This window comes from Acinetobacter sp. TY2 (assembly GCF_046269225.1).
Lineage (GTDB): Bacteria > Pseudomonadota > Gammaproteobacteria > Pseudomonadales > Moraxellaceae > Acinetobacter.
Window position 1 is genome coordinate 59,845 of sequence record NZ_JBJZOR010000009.1, and the last position, 16,372, is coordinate 76,216.

Consider the following 16,372-nt stretch of genomic DNA (forward strand, 5'->3'; position numbering starts at 1 on the left):
TTTCGCACCACGCCCCTCTCCCAAAGGGAGAGGGAGAAAAGCATCAAAGCACCCCATTCTCCAACAACACCTCCAACCCACTCACTTTCCCCATATATTTCAAACGCTTTTTTTCCCTTTTCACTTGTTCTTTTAAAGTCATCACATCTGCATCTATTACTTTATACACATCTTTGACCTGCATATTTTTAGGCTTCGGCTTTTCACTCCAATGAAAAGCATCGGTAATATCATCAATCTGACTCGCTAAACGCTGACTTTGCGCTTCTAACGCCATTTTATAAAACTTCAAATGCTCATCACTTAAAGCTTTCGAATTTAAACCCTTATTGGTTTCAAGCTGTAATTGCAATTTGAGTAAATAAAATAAATCTTGCTGTGCATACGCTTCATTTACCACCTGCAACAACTCATTTTTTTCAACTTTTTTACTTTCATCAGGTTCACGGTCAGGGTGAATCATCGCAGTAATTTTTAAATACACTGTTTTTAAAGACTGCTCTGCCAACTTTTCAGCCTGTTCACGTTTTTGCGCTAAACGTTTACGTTGATGCTCTTCACGTTGTCGCTCGTATTGCTCAGTATTCCAATCTTCAAACTCAATATGTTCAAAATTTGAATCTATATTTTCAGACTCCATTTGCTCTGAAGAATTAATGTTTTGAGAACTTATTTCCGATGATTTTTTCTGTTTTTTACTCTGCTTTTTATTTTGACTATACACACGATCTTGTTGATAAAAATGATGAACTTCATCCACTAAATTCATTTTTTTAGTATTTATACTTTGTGATTTCTTGAGTGTTTTAGCCAATGATTGTAATTTGGCATCGAGCTGTTCTAAATCAGCCTTAGAAAAGTCCTGTTGTTGTAAATATATCCATAATTGTTCAAGTTGCGAAAATAACGTGCCATGTAATTCTGTATAAATCGGCAATAGTTTTTGGTGCATATAACTTTGAATTTCGTGTTGCATATTCTGCCACATGGCTAAATCCAGCTTTTGTTGTTCAATTTGTTCAATTAAACGTTGCAACTTTTTATGCTGTGGCGATGCCAATACAACATCTGGTAAAAGACTAATTTTTAGATCAAAAGACATAACAAAAATGAAAAATAAAACGTTCTAAAGTGTAGCAATTTTTACCCAACAAAAGCATATAGAAGCTCGCCATTTTAAAAATTAGACTTTGAAAGAAGCTATATAACGGTATTTTATGTCCTATCTAAAAGGCTAAATTCATCCTAGACTTACTCTAAAGCGATAAAAATAGAGGAAAAATATGCCTTTAACGGAAGCTAATTTAATTTTCAATCAAGAACTCGCAGCATGGGTACAAGCCATTGGCTCAGTCATCGCTATTTTTGTTGCTGTAGCAATTCCACTTTACTTTGACCGGAAACAACATAGAGATGAACAACAAGTTGAGGAGAATCAAAAACAAAAGTTTTTAATTACATTACTTCCAACACTGTATCAACTTCGTAATAGCACCCAAATATTTTTAGAAAAGTTTCAAAATCAACATGAAATGAATGCAATTCACAGTCTAGAATCTGAATACTTAAAATTAATTCCTGTTTTTGCCAAGGAATTACATATTTTTGTACATAGTAATATTTATGATGAGCAAGTGAATCAATTGGCTTTTGAGTTATTTCATTCTGAAGAAATTTTATCTCAGTTTTTAAAACATGCTGAAAAAGATCAATGGCAAGCTTCACAGAAAAAACTCATGCAGCATGCCACTTATATTCTGCAATTTACCTCAATGATTATTGAAAAAACAGAACATCATTATGCAGATAAAATTACCGAATGAATAAGGCTAAAACCTATCATACAATCAATTACTCCTGTTATATAAACAAGTATACTTCGCCAAATTAGTTCGTTCAGGAAACATCTATTTTGCTTTAACCCTACTACTTAATGGTATGTACCACGACAAAGTCAATAGGTCGAAATTAAATATATTCCGATACTGTTATTTAATGCTACCTCGTGATCAAATCTCTATTTAGATGCTCCTTATATATTGTTTTAGGCCTTGTTCAGCGCTTATTAAATAATGTGGTTTGAAATGAACAGCACCAGATATTCCACCCTTTGCAAAGGACAAGAGCATATTGATATTCAATTTTCTATCAGAATGTAGGGATCGACTTCTTTACATTCATTTATTGAACAATAAACTCAGCACTAAGAACTTCCATAGCCAACTAAAAAATTCATGTACTCCTACCAGTAATAAATAAATTTACAAAATTAGGTCGACCTTATATCCAAGTTGTCACTTAAATTGGAGTAGTTTAGAATCATTTTGATTTTTGGCGTTTTATGTAACAAAGCCATTCAGTTTAAAAATTTATCACGACTATTTAAGCCTACGTTTTAAATTATTCTATGCCCTTTTATTCAACTTGAATCATTTTTGTAGTTTTACAACATGCAATAACAAACTAAATGGAAAAAATTAATTTTAAAATAACCTTAAATATCAATTAATTAAGATTTTTATAAAACTAACTTTGCACCAAATTAATACTAAAACACCAAAACAGTGCATGACTCGCTTTATATCGAGTCTTGATCATATTTTGAATGATTTAATCAATTTTTCCCTACAGCAAAAGTATTCCTGTTCTGTTTTAGATCGTTATACTTGAACCGAATTGTGACATATAGCACTAAAAAGAATCATCTATGCAAAATACAGACTTACTCTTTCTCCTCCTCGGTGCAATTCTTGTGCTTGCAATGCATGCAGGTTTTGCATTCCTTGAACTCGGGACTGTTCGCCATAAAAATCAGGTCAATGCACTCAGTAAAATTTTGACCGACTTTTCTATTTCAGCCATCGCCTACTTTTTTGTCGGTTATTATATTGCCTATGGTCAGCATTTTTTTCATGCAGGTTCACAACTTGCTGCCGAGCATGGCTATAACCTCATGCGATGTTTCTTCCTACTGACCTTTGCTGCAGCAATTCCTGCGATTATTTCAGGCGGAATTGCTGAACGTGCCAAAATGAAAACACAGGCAATTGCGACTTTATTTTTAGTTGCGCTAATTTATCCATTTTTTGAAGGTATTGCATGGAATGGTAACTTTGGCATTCAAAAATGGTTAGAAGCCACATTCGGTGCAGGTTTCCATGATTTTGCAGGCTCAGTTGTGGTGCATGCAATGGGAGGATGGATTGCCCTTGTCGCCGTACTTTTACTCGGTGCGCGTCATGGACGGTATAAAAAAGATGGTCGTGTCAGTGCACATCCACCATCATCCATTCCATTTCTTGCGCTTGGTTCATGGATCTTAATAGTCGGTTGGTTTGGCTTTAATGTCATGAGCGCACAACGTTTAGATGCTATTTCAGGGCTTGTTGCAATTAACTCACTCATGGCAATGGTTGGCGGTACAATTTCAGCTAACTTCTTTGGTAAAGAAGATCCTGGTTTCTTACATAATGGTCCACTTGCAGGCTTAGTTGCCATCTGCGCGGGGTCTGATATTGTACATCCTGTTGCTGCACTATTCATTGGTGCAATTGCAGGCTTTCTCTTTGTAAAACTCTTCACTTACACTCAAAATAAACTCAAAATTGATGATGTTCTGGGTGTTTGGCCATTACATGGTGTTTGTGGTGCATTTGGCGGTATTGCAGTTGGAATCTTCGGTCAACAATGGATGGGAGGGCTAGGTGGTGTTTCACTGTGGTCACAATTATTGGGTACGATGTTTGCCATTATCGTGGCACTTATAGGCGGTTTTGTCGTATATGGAATATTAAAAATGACCATGGGTATTCGCTTAACACAAGAAGAAGAATTCCGAGGCGCAGATTTATCTATTCATAAAATTTCTGCCAACTCTGAAGATGCGATGTTTTAAATCATACGTTTAAAGTCATTTTTTAAGTTTTTTGCTGACAGCATGTTCACAAGAATATGCTGTTTTCTAGTGAATATTTTGTTCTATATTTGAGTATAAATTTCACAGTATCACTAAGTACTATTATAGAATACGCTAGCTTTTAAGCTTTGATTAAGCAACTCACTGAATAATTCTAAAATCTAAAAAAGAACCTAAACCATGCCCTTCGATTTCAAAAAATTTATGCTTCGAATCAGTGCTATTCTGATCTTTAGTTTAGCTATTTTGATTTATGTTTTTCCTATTTATGGAAAAATTGATCTTGCATTAATACAACCTTGGATGGATCAATTCGGGCATTTTACTGAACGCAATAATTGGTACCTCGTTCATCTTAATCATAAAGTTTTTAAACAACTACTGATTGCTGTTTATCTTTCATTCTTGGTTCTATGGTTGGCTTCCTTTAAGATCGAAAAGCTCAGACCTCAACGCTGGCTATATGGCTATATGTTTGTGGTCAGCATCTTGTCCACTGCACTCATTGGTATTTTAAAATCCCAATCTGCACATGCTTGTCCTTGGGACATGACCGAGCAAACGGCAACAGGTTTTATTTGGAACTTTACTGCAACACACGGTCATTGCTTTCCGGGTGGTCATGCCAGTACAGGTTTTGCCCTCATCACAGGTTTTTTTGTCTTTCGCCTAGTTCAGCCTAAACGTGCATGGTTTTACCTTATTGCTGGGCTACTGCTTGGTTTTATGATGGGTTGGGGACAAATGATGCGTGGTGCACATTTTTTAAGTCACAACTTATGGACAGGTTGGATTATTCTGTGTTTTAACACCGCTTTGTATGCATACTTCTATAAATTCTTTGAGCAACAAAAGCAATCTACCTTATCAAAAGATATATCAGCTCTACCTTTAGATGACTGATGTATTCACTCTATAACAAAAAAGTACTTCAAAGATTGATTTTATTATCCATGTTGATTTCACTTCAATGACTCAATGTTGACAATAAACCACTTCAACTATCCTGATTTATCATCTTTTTTAGTGAAATTCATATTTCATGGGTAGTTTTACCAAACTACTTAACCCACCTAAATCTGCACTTTTAGATAAAATCAACTCCCCGCCCAAATGCTGAATGGCTTTATCAACAATAGACAGTCCTAAACCACTTCCGACTTCTAAGTGATGATGCACACGATAAAAACGCTTACGCACTTGATCATACAATGCAGGATCAATACCAGGACCACTATCTTCAATTTGAATACATGCCATACCAGATGTATCTTGAAACACTGAAATATTAATTATGCCTGATGACGGTGTGTACTTAATTGCATTATCAATCAGGTTAAACACAATAGAATGAATACTTTGCTCAATACTGATCATATGTATAGGATCGTTGCGCTCAAAGCCCAAGTCTATTTCTTTTTCCATTGCCAAATTCATTAACTGCTCAACACAATTCAAAGCAACATCATTCAACTTTAAAGCCGTCGGCTGTGATTGCACGCTAAGCGAACCATCTTGTTTTGCAAGCGTAAGTAACTGCGTGACCAAATGTTGCATTCGTGCCAAACCTTTACTCAAATTATGCAAATTATTTTCTTCAGGAAATTGACTAAGTAAAATTTGAGTTTGCAAATTTAAAGCTGTAATAGGCGTACGCAACTCATGTGCTGCATCTGCGACAAATTGCCGCTGTTCTTGTTGTGACTGAGAAATCCGTTCAAATAAATGATTCATTTCATTGATGGTTGGTAGCAGCTCTTCAGGATAGTTTTGCTGTTGTATCGCCTCTAACGAAGTAGAATTCCGCTGTGATAATTCTTCTTTAAAATCATCTAAAGGTTTCAATCCACGGCGAATAACCAACGCTAAGCCGAACAAAGCAAATGGTGTAATTAACAAATAAGGCAAGAACATAGTTCCCGCCAACTCTATTGCCAAATGCTGACGTACCGATTCCTGCTGACTCACTTGGATTTGATATTTGTCAGTTGGAATGACATACGTCCGCCACATGCCACTTGCTGCATGCTGCGTATAAAAACCTGCTTTTTGCTTCGGTTCTACTAATATGTGATGTTCATGCGTTAAATGACTTTGTTTGGCATATTCCCAAACATCCACAAATAAATCTTCTTCTTGGTAACGCTTATGAGTATTGAAATGGCTTTGAATTGGTCGAGCATCCACAGCGACACGCTCTGCAAGATATTCCATCTGCGCATCCAAAATTTCATCAATTTCATGAAGCGCACTTTTATATGCAGTAAAAACAAGAATGCATCCCAACAGGATGCAAAACGCTGAAGTAAACCCTATCAGCCTCTTTTTCAGTGAATAATGTCTTGGCAACACTTAAACACCTCTTGCCTGACCTAAACGATAGCCCAAACCACGGATGGTTCTAATAATATCTTTACCCAATTTAGAACGAATATGGTGTACATAGACTTCAATGGTATTACTACTGACTTCATTGTCAAAATCATATAATTTATCTTCCAAATTAGCTTTGGAAAAGATTTTATTGGGATGTGTCATTAGTGGAACTAAAATCGCCCATTCACGGTTTGAAAGCTCAACCTCTTCACCTTTTAGTTTGGCAATATGTTGTTCAACATCAAGTTCAACATCACCATTTTTTAATACACAGTCACTATTTACTTGTTGTAGAGTGCCACCAACACGGCGTAATAAAGCTTGAATTCGTGCAATAAGCTCATCAAATTCATAGGGTTTAATTAGGTAGTCATCTGCCCCTGAATTTAAACCATCTACACGATTTTGTAGTTGATCTCGCGCAGAAATAATCAACACAGGCAACGTGGTTCGCTGACGAATTTGTTTGAGTACTTGCATACCATCCATCATGGGTAAACCGAGATCAAGCAATACTAAGTCAAATTCATTGTTGGTGAGTTGTTTTATACCATCCAAACCATTATTTACCCATTCCACTTCATATTGATGAAAGCGCAATAAGGTCATAGTGGATTCTGCAATCATAAAATCATCTTCAATCATCAGAATTTTTGTCATGGTCGTGTTCCTGAGTATTTTGTTTGATTAACTGCGTAAGCTGCATTGTTTTAACATATTGATATTCTGATCAATCACACGCGTTTGTATATCAAGTAAACTGAGCATACTTGGAAATAAATTATCCTGACTCAATGTTGCTGAACTTTGTTGAGTTAAGCAATTAATTTGTGGTGATGCAATATTTTTCCACGCATCGGAGAACCACATCATCATAGGTACATGTGTCTGCTGTGTTGGTGCAATGGCATAAGGTGCGCCATGTAAATACATACCATGCTCACCTGTTGATTCACCATGATCCGACAAATACCAAAATCCTGTACGATAATTTTTCTGTGCTTTTAAAGTATCAATGACCTGACTTAAAATATGATCGGTATACAAAATTGTATTGTCATAAGCATTCACCAATTCTTTCGATGTACAACCTTGAATCGCATTGGTTGCACACTCAGGCACAAACTTCTTAAATTCATTTGGTGCACGTTTATAGTATGCAGGGCCATGGCTTCCCATTTGATGTAACACAATCAAACGCGGTGATTTGTCATTTTCAGGAATCGTTTTTAAATACGTTTGTAATGCATCGACCAACATACCATCTTGGCACTCATCATCTTTACACCATTTTTGTTTTAATGATTCAGGAATCACATACTGTTCAACACGGTTACATGTCCCTTTACAACCTGAATTGTTATCAATCCAAGTGACTTTATAACCTACACGCTTGGCAATATCCAGTAAACCTTCACGGTGGCTAGCGAGTTGTTCATCATAATCGGTTCGCTTCATTCCCGAGAACATACACGGTACAGAAACAGCCGTTGCTGTACCACAAGAACTTACTTGGCTAAAGTTAATTAAACCCGCCTGTTTAGACAATTCAGGATTGGTATTTTGATTATAACCATTCAATGAAAAACTTTCTGCACGTGCTGTTTCACCCACCACCAAGACCATCAATTTCGGCATATGTTGATTCGATACTTCTTCAACCAGATGCGCATCTTCACCATAATGAATTAAAGGTAAATCTTTTTTAGGTGACTTTTTATGGTAATACGATAGCGTTGATGAAATGACATTCTGCGGTGAAATCATGCCTTTTAAATCACGATGTTCACGAAAAATTGCTGCATAATCGACATAGAATACATAGAGTAAACTGCCAACCAATGCCAAAGATGCCACAACATTCAATACTTTTTTCAATACAATTTTAGGTTTTGAGGTTTCAGAACCAATTTGAATGCGACTAATTACTGCAATAGGAAAAACAACAAAAAAGAAAATCCATACTGCAAAACGTAATGACAATAAATCTGTTGCTTCAGCCGAATCAGTTTGCATCATATTTTGAATTTGATCAGGAGAAATCACTACACCCAATGAGTTGACAAAATAAGCACTAAACCCACCAATAAAAACTAAAATGATTGAAAAAAATTTAGCCGTCCATTTCCAATCTAAAATTTGCAAAATAAAATTGTATAAGGCAATCAATAAAATTGCTGTCGCACCAATAAAGGCATAAGCCTTAAATCCTTCGTATGGTGTAAGAGTTTGAATTTTATTTAAAAATGAAAAATTCAACACTAAACCTAACCATACCGCAACCATCAGGTTGAAGCTTGTTAGAGACAACGCTATTTTACGTTGTTTTAAGTTATGTAAAAAATTAAGCATCATTCGTTTCACGACTGCCCGAGTATTATGTTTTAATTTATTTCCTAAAACTTAAAAGCAACTTAATTGGTCAAATAAATTATTATTTATACCCATAAAACAATTACTTATTATTCTTAATAATTAGTTATTTTTTAAGTTTTCTATCTCTTCATTAACGCTACAACACTTCAATATTTTTTTATATCTATTTTTTAACTTTTTCAATTCGTACCCATTCATAAATTGGCACGAGTGTAAAAATTGCAACCACAGTAATCACCAACAGATAATTAAAATAGCCCAAATAATCTCCCGCAAAACCGCTCAGCGTATAAAGTACACCACTGACTGTTGCCATTAATGACACCTGAAAAGTAAAGTCTGTTGCGGCATATTCTTTACGACTGTATTGCATCACTAAGGTTAAAATCACCACAAGTAGCATGGCTGCAAACATATCTTCAAAAGCATTGATTAGATAAATCCATTTAGGCTGAATGCTCTGCCCTTGGTTATGTAAAAAAGCCAACCAAACAAATCCCGTTAAGCTGATCACTTTAAGTATTGAAAATAGAATGAGGGCTTTCGCACGAGAGATTTTACTTAAAACTAAACTCGCTAAACCTGCACCAAACAGTGCAGCCAAAGCACCTAGCATCGTGATATAAATGCCAATTTGAGAAAATGACAACCCTAAGTCGACCAATAAAGGTTTAATAATCGGACCTGATAGACCATCAGCAATTTTAATAGAACCCAAAACCACTAGCCAACTTAGCATCACTCGGCTATCCATAAAATAACGCAAGTAATGCTTTAAGCGCTGTCCAATTGTTCCCTGTATTTTAGAATCAGCCACATATTTTTGATGTAATGAAACCGTTGAAATAAATTTTTCATTAAAAAATAAAATCGGTAGCGTATTTAAGGCAACCAAACCTGCCAAAATTAAAAAGGTACTTTGCCAATTAAGCCAATCTAAAGCCCATAAAATTGCACCACCACCGACAATAAAGCCTAAACGTGAACCTATCACTTGGAACATATTGCCCCAATGCTGTTGATCACCTTTTAAAATACTCACAGCTAAACCATCGGTGGCAATATCTTGCGTTGCTCCCGTACTATTCATGACAAATAAAGCCACAAAAAATGCCAATAAATAACTTGGCTGATTCAAGGTGTGAATTGGAAGAAAAGATAAGATTATCAGAATCACTACAGTCAACAATTGAGTCGGTAAAATCCAACTACGATAATGCCCAATACGATCACTACCGAATTTATCGACCCATGGTGCCCAAAAAACTTTAATCGCCCATGGCAACATCAGCAAACCAAAACCACCAATATGCGCCAAAGACACACCTTGCGCACGTAAAACTACAGGAAGTGCATGAGTCATAAAACCCACAGGTAAACCCTGCGCCCAATACAAGGAAAACAATAGTAGATAAAGCTGTGTGTGTTTTTGCATTATATTTTCTGCAACATATTTTTTTGCATGGTCGTGCTGTGCCTTTATCTGATGAATATTATCTTGATCGGATTGGAAGCTTATACATCAATTTTATATAAATAATTTTAAATATGACGTATAAAAATATGACTATCTTGTTTACCTTTTCGCAATAATTCAAAATAGAACATAGGTTTATACTATTCAAAATTTCAAGATCATCATTAAAATGACAAAAAAATTTCCAATATTACCCGATCAAGTTCCATCACGTGGAACGCAGCTAAGTCGAACAATTTTTAAAAACTTGTTTCTAGCACAAGGTTGGCGTTTTGAAGGTGAATTTCCCAATTTACCCAAAGCCGTTGCCATTATTTCACCACATACGTCCAATTATGATGGTTTATATGCTTTTCTTGCACTACTTGGACTGGGCTTAAATGTCACAATTTTTGGCAAAGATACACTGTTCAAAACACCGTTCAAAGGTTTTTTTGAATGGATTGGCGTTATTCCTGTAGAGCGAAATTCGACACATGGATTGACTCAGCAAATTGTAAATATTATCAGCACTCGTGACAAAATTTGGATTGCCATTGCACCTGAAGGCACACGAAAGACCGCACAATCCATTAAAAGTGGCTTTTATCATATTGCTCATGGCGCACAGATTCCAATAATCATGTTTGCCTTCGACTATGATCATAAAGTCATACGTTGCTTAGGCATACTGCATCCGAGTGATAATTATGAACATGATTTAGAACAAATCCTAAACACATATAAAGGAAAGTTTTCACCTAAAATTGCTGAACGACTTGCTATTCCTTTACAAAAAATATGGCAAAAAGACATAGAGAAATAAGTGTTAATCTGTTCAAATATAAAGCACATTTTTTTGTTTTTTGATGATTAGTTTATATGTATTTGAAACGCTTAGGATTACTGAGTTTATTGGGTTTAGCATTGGTTGGTTGCGATAAAAATGTCAAAACACCAACGCAAACCACGGTGATCAAAGCCCGTGAACCCGTTATTGCTATTGCATTGGGTGGCGGAGGTGCCAAAGGTTTTGCACATATTGGCGTATTGAAAGTACTTGAATCACATGGTATTAAACCGAAAATTGTGACAGGAACAAGTGCAGGCAGTTTTGTGGGTAGTATTTATGCAAGTGGTAAAAGCCCCTATCAACTTCAGCAAATTGCACAACAACTTAAAGAATCAGATATTCGTGATTTGACTTTGAATAGTCAAGGTATTGTGCTTGGGCAAAAGTTACAAGACTATGTCAATCGTAATGTTGGCAATAAGCCTATTGAGCAATTTCCCATTCGCTTTGCTGCTGTCGCGACACGTTTAGACAATGGTAAAAAAGCAGATTTCATTAAAGGTAATGCAGGACAAGCCGTTCGTGCTTCATGCAGTATTCCCAATGTTTTTGTACCAGCGACTATTGGTAAGAGTAAATATATCGATGGGGGTTTAGTCAGTCCAATCCCTGTACAAACAGCCAAAGATATGGGTGCAGACATTGTGATCGCTGTCGATATTTCAGCACGCCCAACGGGTGCTCAATCGATGAATATGTGGGGCTTACTTGACCAAACCATTAACATTATGGGGCAACAAAGCATTAATTATGAATTGAGTCTTGCCAATATTGTGATTCAACCCAAAGTTGGACATTTGGGAACACTTGACCTCAAAGCGAGTAACCAAGCTATTTTAGAAGGTGAAAAAGCTACTCAAGGAAAAATTACTGCCATTCAGGCAGCAATTACTAATTTCAAAAAATCACCTGCTGCCTTTAAACCTGCACCAAAAGCAAAATTCTAAACTCAAAAATATATTTTTTGATGCATTACACGCTTGCTGAATGTCATAATGAATTGACATTCAGCATTTTTATTACGCCCTCATTTCATGCGCTACTTTGTTGTAAAAATATTGAAAAAACACGTTTTTCTAGTCGAAGGTTTTTTAATCTGATACATTGTTATTGATGATGCGTCATCCATATCAACATAACAAACAGAGTGAATGTATGGATTTTATCTTTGAACCGTGGCATTGGTTTGTTTTGGGCATTCTGCTCATTTTATCGGAGCTGATCTTACCTGCATTTGCTGCTCTATGGTTTGGTATTGCAGCCGTTGTGGTCAGTATTCTTTTGTGGCTCTTTCCCAATATGAGCTTTACTGTGCAAATGGTGTGTTGGATATTTTTATCCATTAGTTGCACCATTGCTTGGTTTAAATTTATCAAACCATTATCTGTCGATAAAACCAAAGCAGGACTTCCTCGTGAAGCGACGATAGGACAAGTCGGCATGGTCATTCAAATCGGGCTTGCACACGACCAAATCAGAGTTCGCTTTCCAATGCCTTTACTCGGTTCAGATGAATGGAACTGTCGAACATCTTCGCCTGTACAAATAGGTGATCGTGTTCGTGTGACTGATATTTTAGGCAATGACCTTTTGGTTCAGCCACATTCATCTTCTTATAATCAACAATCATGAGGAATAATCAATGGGTTTTGGTTCTATAGTTGTCTTAGCACTCTTTGCTTTTGTTGCAATTACGATTTTCAAAGGCGTGCGTATTGTTCCGCAAGGTTATAAATGGATTGTGCAGCGTTTAGGTAAATACCACACCACGCTCAATCCTGGTTTAAACTTTGTCATTCCTTATGTCGATGAAGTTGCTTATAAAATCACTACAAAAGACATCGTACTTGATATTCCATCACAAGAAGTGATTACCCGAGATAATGCTGTTTTAGTGATGAATGCTGTAGCCTATATCAACATCACCACCCCTGAAAAAGCGGTGTATGGGATTGAAAATTATAGTTGGGCAATTCAAAATCTTGTACAAACATCACTACGTTCAATTGTAGGTGAAATGGATTTGGATGATGCCTTATCTTCACGAGATCATATCAAAGCTAAACTCAAAGCTGCAATTTCAGATGATATTGCTGATTGGGGAATTACACTTAAAACTGTTGAAATTCAAGATATTCAACCATCCAATACCATGCAAGCGGCAATGGAAGCACAAGCAGCCGCTGAACGTCAGCGTCGTGCAACTGTAACCAAAGCTGATGGTGAAAAACAAGCAGCGATTCTAGAAGCAGATGGTCGTTTAGAAGCTTCTCGTCGTGATGCAGAGGCACAAGTTGTATTGGCAGAAGCTTCACAGAAAGCCATTACCATGGTGACTTCAGCTGTGGGTGATAAAGAAATTCCTGTGTCTTATTTATTGGGTGAACAGTACATCAAAGCTATGCAAGATATGTCGAAATCAAACAATGCTAAAACTGTGGTCTTACCTGCCGATATTATGAATACCATTCGTGGTGTGATGGGGCGTAATTCGTAATCTAATCCTCATATTTATACCATTTTAAATAGGCAGTTTAGACTGCCTATTTTTACATCCATAGGATTAGATTTAAATACAAACGTTTTTCTCAAAATACTTCACTACTCAATTCCACATCTATCCCCCCTATTTAACTTGTTCCTCATGCTTTTTCATATGGGATTCTATTTTAAATGATGAGATCAAGTCGCTTAATGACGTGTGCTTATGGTCAAGAATGACTCAGCAAAAATAATCAATCTGTGGTTAAATTTCGCCTGAATTGAATATTTTGACAAACTCCTTGTCGCTTTACCGCCATTCTGAGTCAATGGATACCGTATGAATCTCCTGAATCCCACGCTAATCACTTTCTTTTTTTATATTGTCGCCATGGTCGTCATTGGCTTATTTGCCTACCGTGCAACAAATAGTTTTGATGACTACATTCTCGGAGGGCGGCGCTTAGGAAGCTTTGTGACTGCACTTTCTGCAGGTGCATCCGACATGAGTGGTTGGTTACTGATGGGGCTTCCTGGCGCAATTTATCTCTCAGGCTTATCTGAAATGTGGATTGCAATTGGTCTAATTATTGGTGCATGGCTTAATTGGTTATTGGTTGCAGGGCGTTTACGTGTTCACACTGAAGTGCAAAACAATGCACTCACTCTCCCCGATTATTTTTCCAATCGATTTAATGATCATAAAAAAGTACTTAGAGTCGTATCTGCATTTGTCATTCTGATTTTCTTTGCCATTTACTGTGCTTCAGGCATGGTCGCAGGTGCACGTCTATTTGAAAGTATGTTTGGTATGTCATATGAATCTGCATTGTGGATTAGTGCGATTGCAACCATTAGTTATGTATTTATTGGTGGATTTCTTGCAGTCAGCTGGACAGACACCATTCAAGCTACCCTGATGATTTTTGCATTACTCCTCACTCCTGTCGTTGCGGTGTTAAGCCTTGGTGATATGGCAACGATTCATGCGGCACTTGAAGTTGCTCGTCCACAAGCCTACAGCTTATTTTCAGATTTAAGTGCTGTTGCCATTATATCCCTGATGGCATGGGGCTTAGGCTACTTCGGACAACCGCATATATTAGTGCGTTTCATGGCAGCTGACTCGGTAAAATCCATTCCAAATGCCCGCCGAATTGGTATGGTGTGGATGATTTTATGTTTAGGTGGTGCAGTGGCTGCTGGCTTTTTTGGAATCGCCTATTTCCAAATTCATCCTGAACTTGCAGTAACAGTGAATCAAAATTCTGAAACTGTGTTCATGGAATTGACCAAAATCCTCTTTAATCCTTGGATTGCAGGAATCGTACTTGCCGCCATTTTAGCTGCTGTCATGAGCACACTCAGTTGTCAGTTATTGGTTTGTTCAAGCACATTAACAGAAGATTTTTATAAAGCCTTTATTCGTAAAAATGCTTCACAAAAAGAACTGGTTTGGGTCGGTCGTTTAATGGTTTTACTGATTGCAGTCTTAGCAATTGCGCTTGCAAGTAACCCTGAATCTCAAGTTCTTGGCTTAGTCGCTTATGCGTGGGCGGGCTTTGGTGCCGCATTTGGTCCACTCATTTTGCTGTCATTGTTTTGGAAACGCATGAATTTGGCAGGTGCACTTGCAGGAATGATTGTTGGTGCTGTAGTCGTCATTCTTTGGAAAAATATCCCAGTCTTTGCTGATACTAAAATCTATGAAATTATTCCTGGATTCATCAGTGCAATGATCGCCATTATTGTCTTTAGCTTAATCACTCGTGCCCCTGAACAAGATGTTATTGATCGTTTTGAAGAAGCAGATCGTGCCTATAAAGATGTAAGTTAAAATATGTACGCATAAATCAGTACAATAAAAAACCGAAGCAAAATGCTTCGGTTTTTTATTCAATTTAAATGTACTTAACGACATTTAATCAAGATTATTTCAATTCAAATTAGCTTTGACGTGACAGTAAAAATTGCGAAATTTGATTTAATTCAGTCGCATCATCAGCAAAATATTCTAATGATTCAAAAGCTTGGTCATGCAATTTCTGAGCATACTGTTTTGCCTGCTCTAGCCCCATTAATGCAGGATATGTAGACTTTTCAACTTGCTCATCTTTGCCTGCTGTTTTGCCTAACATTTCAGTATCGGCAGTGACATCTAAAATGTCATCTTGCACTTGAAATGCGAGCCCAATCGCTTGACCAAATTGACGTAACTTTGGAATAGCAGGATCAGTACCTTCAAAAATGGTTACAGCCGCCATCATGATTGCGGCTTGAATCAACGCACCCGTTTTATTACGATGAATTTGTTCTAAATGTTCCTGATCAACATGCTTACCTTCAGCTTGTAAATCAAGTACTTGCCCACAAACCATTCTTGAACTTGCCGTCGCTAAAATCTGAATTTGACGCAAAACAATCTCAGCAGGTACAACTTGACCTTGATCAAACAAACGGCTTCCCAACACTTCAAATGCCATCGATTGTAGAATATCACCAGCCAACAATGCAGTATCTTCACCAAAAGCCACATGACAAGTCGGTTGTCCACGGCGCAATAAGTCATTGTCCATACACGGTAAATCATCATGTGCAAGCGAATAACAATGAATCAATTCAATGGCTACAGCCGCTCTACGCGCTGCCGCAAAACAAGGATGATTCGGTTTCAAATGAGAGGTTGCATAACACAGTGCTGGTCTTACACGTTTTCCACCCAACATCACCGCATGATGTACTGCACCTTTTAACGGCTCAGGAATAGAAAATGCATTAAGTGCGAGTTGTAAATCTTGCTGAATTTGTTGTTGCGCTGACTGTAAAACGTTTGCATGTACATGGGGTATAGATGTCACTTTTACGCCTCAAATGTTTGTACTCGTGTCTACTGAACCGAGCTAAAAATCTTGCC

General features: G+C 37.0%; 14 protein-coding genes. 8 read left to right on the plus strand and 6 right to left on the minus strand.

Annotated features, from left to right (window positions below; all coding sequences use genetic code 11):
* Positions 1-43 precede the first annotated feature (43 nt).
* A complete protein-coding gene (locus tag ACK1JC_RS07625; protein ID WP_409511264.1) occupies positions 44-1,102 on the minus strand; it encodes a molecular chaperone DnaJ in 1,059 nt (352 codons plus the stop codon).
* A gap of 181 nt (positions 1,103-1,283) precedes the next feature.
* Here ACK1JC_RS07625 and ACK1JC_RS07630 point away from each other — a divergent pair, with 181 nt between their 5' ends.
* The 3 genes from ACK1JC_RS07630 to ACK1JC_RS07640 all read left to right on the plus strand — a co-directional run bounded on the left by ACK1JC_RS07630 (position 1,284) and on the right by ACK1JC_RS07640 (position 4,819).
* Positions 1,284-1,823 carry a hypothetical protein gene (locus tag ACK1JC_RS07630; protein WP_409511265.1) on the plus strand — a complete coding sequence of 180 codons (540 nt, stop codon included), beginning with the start codon at positions 1,284-1,286 and terminating at the stop codon, positions 1,821-1,823.
* Between the two features lie 884 nt (positions 1,824-2,707).
* Entirely contained in the window at positions 2,708-3,895 is a 1,188-nt protein-coding gene (locus tag ACK1JC_RS07635) for an ammonium transporter (RefSeq protein ID WP_409511266.1), read from the plus strand.
* Positions 3,896-4,096: 201 nt separating this feature from the next.
* A complete protein-coding gene (locus tag ACK1JC_RS07640; protein ID WP_409511267.1) occupies positions 4,097-4,819 on the plus strand; it encodes a phosphatase PAP2 family protein in 723 nt (240 codons plus the stop codon).
* Between the two features lie 120 nt (positions 4,820-4,939).
* On the opposite strand, the gene ACK1JC_RS07645 is transcribed toward ACK1JC_RS07640, so the two are convergent.
* The 4 genes from ACK1JC_RS07645 to ACK1JC_RS07660 form a co-directional block, all read right to left on the minus strand.
* Positions 4,940-6,265: an ATP-binding protein gene (locus tag ACK1JC_RS07645; protein ID WP_409511337.1), complete on the minus strand. Its 1,326-nt coding sequence runs from the start codon at positions 6,263-6,265 to the stop codon at positions 4,940-4,942.
* Between the two features lie 3 nt (positions 6,266-6,268).
* Positions 6,269-6,952: a response regulator transcription factor gene (locus ACK1JC_RS07650; RefSeq protein WP_409511268.1), complete on the minus strand. Its 684-nt coding sequence runs from the start codon at positions 6,950-6,952 to the stop codon at positions 6,269-6,271.
* 27 nt (positions 6,953-6,979) lie between these two features.
* Positions 6,980-8,644 (minus strand): phosphoethanolamine transferase, encoded by a 1,665-nt coding sequence (locus ACK1JC_RS07655; RefSeq protein WP_409511269.1) that lies wholly within the window; start codon positions 8,642-8,644, stop codon positions 6,980-6,982.
* A gap of 187 nt (positions 8,645-8,831) precedes the next feature.
* Positions 8,832-10,103: an MFS transporter gene (locus tag ACK1JC_RS07660; RefSeq protein WP_409511270.1), complete on the minus strand. Its 1,272-nt coding sequence runs from the start codon at positions 10,101-10,103 to the stop codon at positions 8,832-8,834.
* A 211-nt stretch (positions 10,104-10,314) separates the two neighbouring features.
* Between ACK1JC_RS07660 and ACK1JC_RS07665 the strand changes: the two genes are divergently transcribed.
* The 5 genes from ACK1JC_RS07665 to putP all read left to right on the plus strand — a co-directional run bounded on the left by ACK1JC_RS07665 (position 10,315) and on the right by putP (position 15,295).
* Positions 10,315-10,950 carry a 1-acyl-sn-glycerol-3-phosphate acyltransferase gene (locus tag ACK1JC_RS07665; RefSeq protein WP_409511271.1) on the plus strand — a complete coding sequence of 212 codons (636 nt, stop codon included), beginning with the start codon at positions 10,315-10,317 and terminating at the stop codon, positions 10,948-10,950.
* Positions 10,951-11,006: 56 nt separating this feature from the next.
* Positions 11,007-11,924, plus strand: coding sequence for a patatin-like phospholipase family protein (locus tag ACK1JC_RS07670; RefSeq protein WP_409511272.1), 918 nt, complete (start codon positions 11,007-11,009; stop codon positions 11,922-11,924).
* Between the two features lie 208 nt (positions 11,925-12,132).
* Positions 12,133-12,609, plus strand: a complete 477-nt coding sequence (locus ACK1JC_RS07675) for an NfeD family protein (RefSeq protein WP_409511273.1) — start codon at positions 12,133-12,135, stop codon at positions 12,607-12,609.
* 10 nt (positions 12,610-12,619) lie between these two features.
* The gene (locus tag ACK1JC_RS07680) at positions 12,620-13,474 is read left to right on the plus strand and encodes an SPFH domain-containing protein (RefSeq protein ID WP_409511274.1); all 855 of its coding nucleotides are present in this window, start codon (positions 12,620-12,622) and stop codon (positions 13,472-13,474) included.
* Between the two features lie 324 nt (positions 13,475-13,798).
* Complete coding sequence (gene putP / locus ACK1JC_RS07685) at positions 13,799-15,295, plus strand: sodium/proline symporter PutP (RefSeq protein WP_409511275.1); 1,497 nt, start codon at positions 13,799-13,801, stop codon at positions 15,293-15,295.
* 109 nt (positions 15,296-15,404) lie between these two features.
* Here the strand turns inward: putP and ACK1JC_RS07690 are convergent, their stop codons facing one another.
* A complete protein-coding gene (locus ACK1JC_RS07690) occupies positions 15,405-16,316 on the minus strand; it encodes a polyprenyl synthetase family protein (protein ID WP_409511276.1) in 912 nt (303 codons plus the stop codon).
* Positions 16,317-16,372 lie beyond the last annotated feature (56 nt).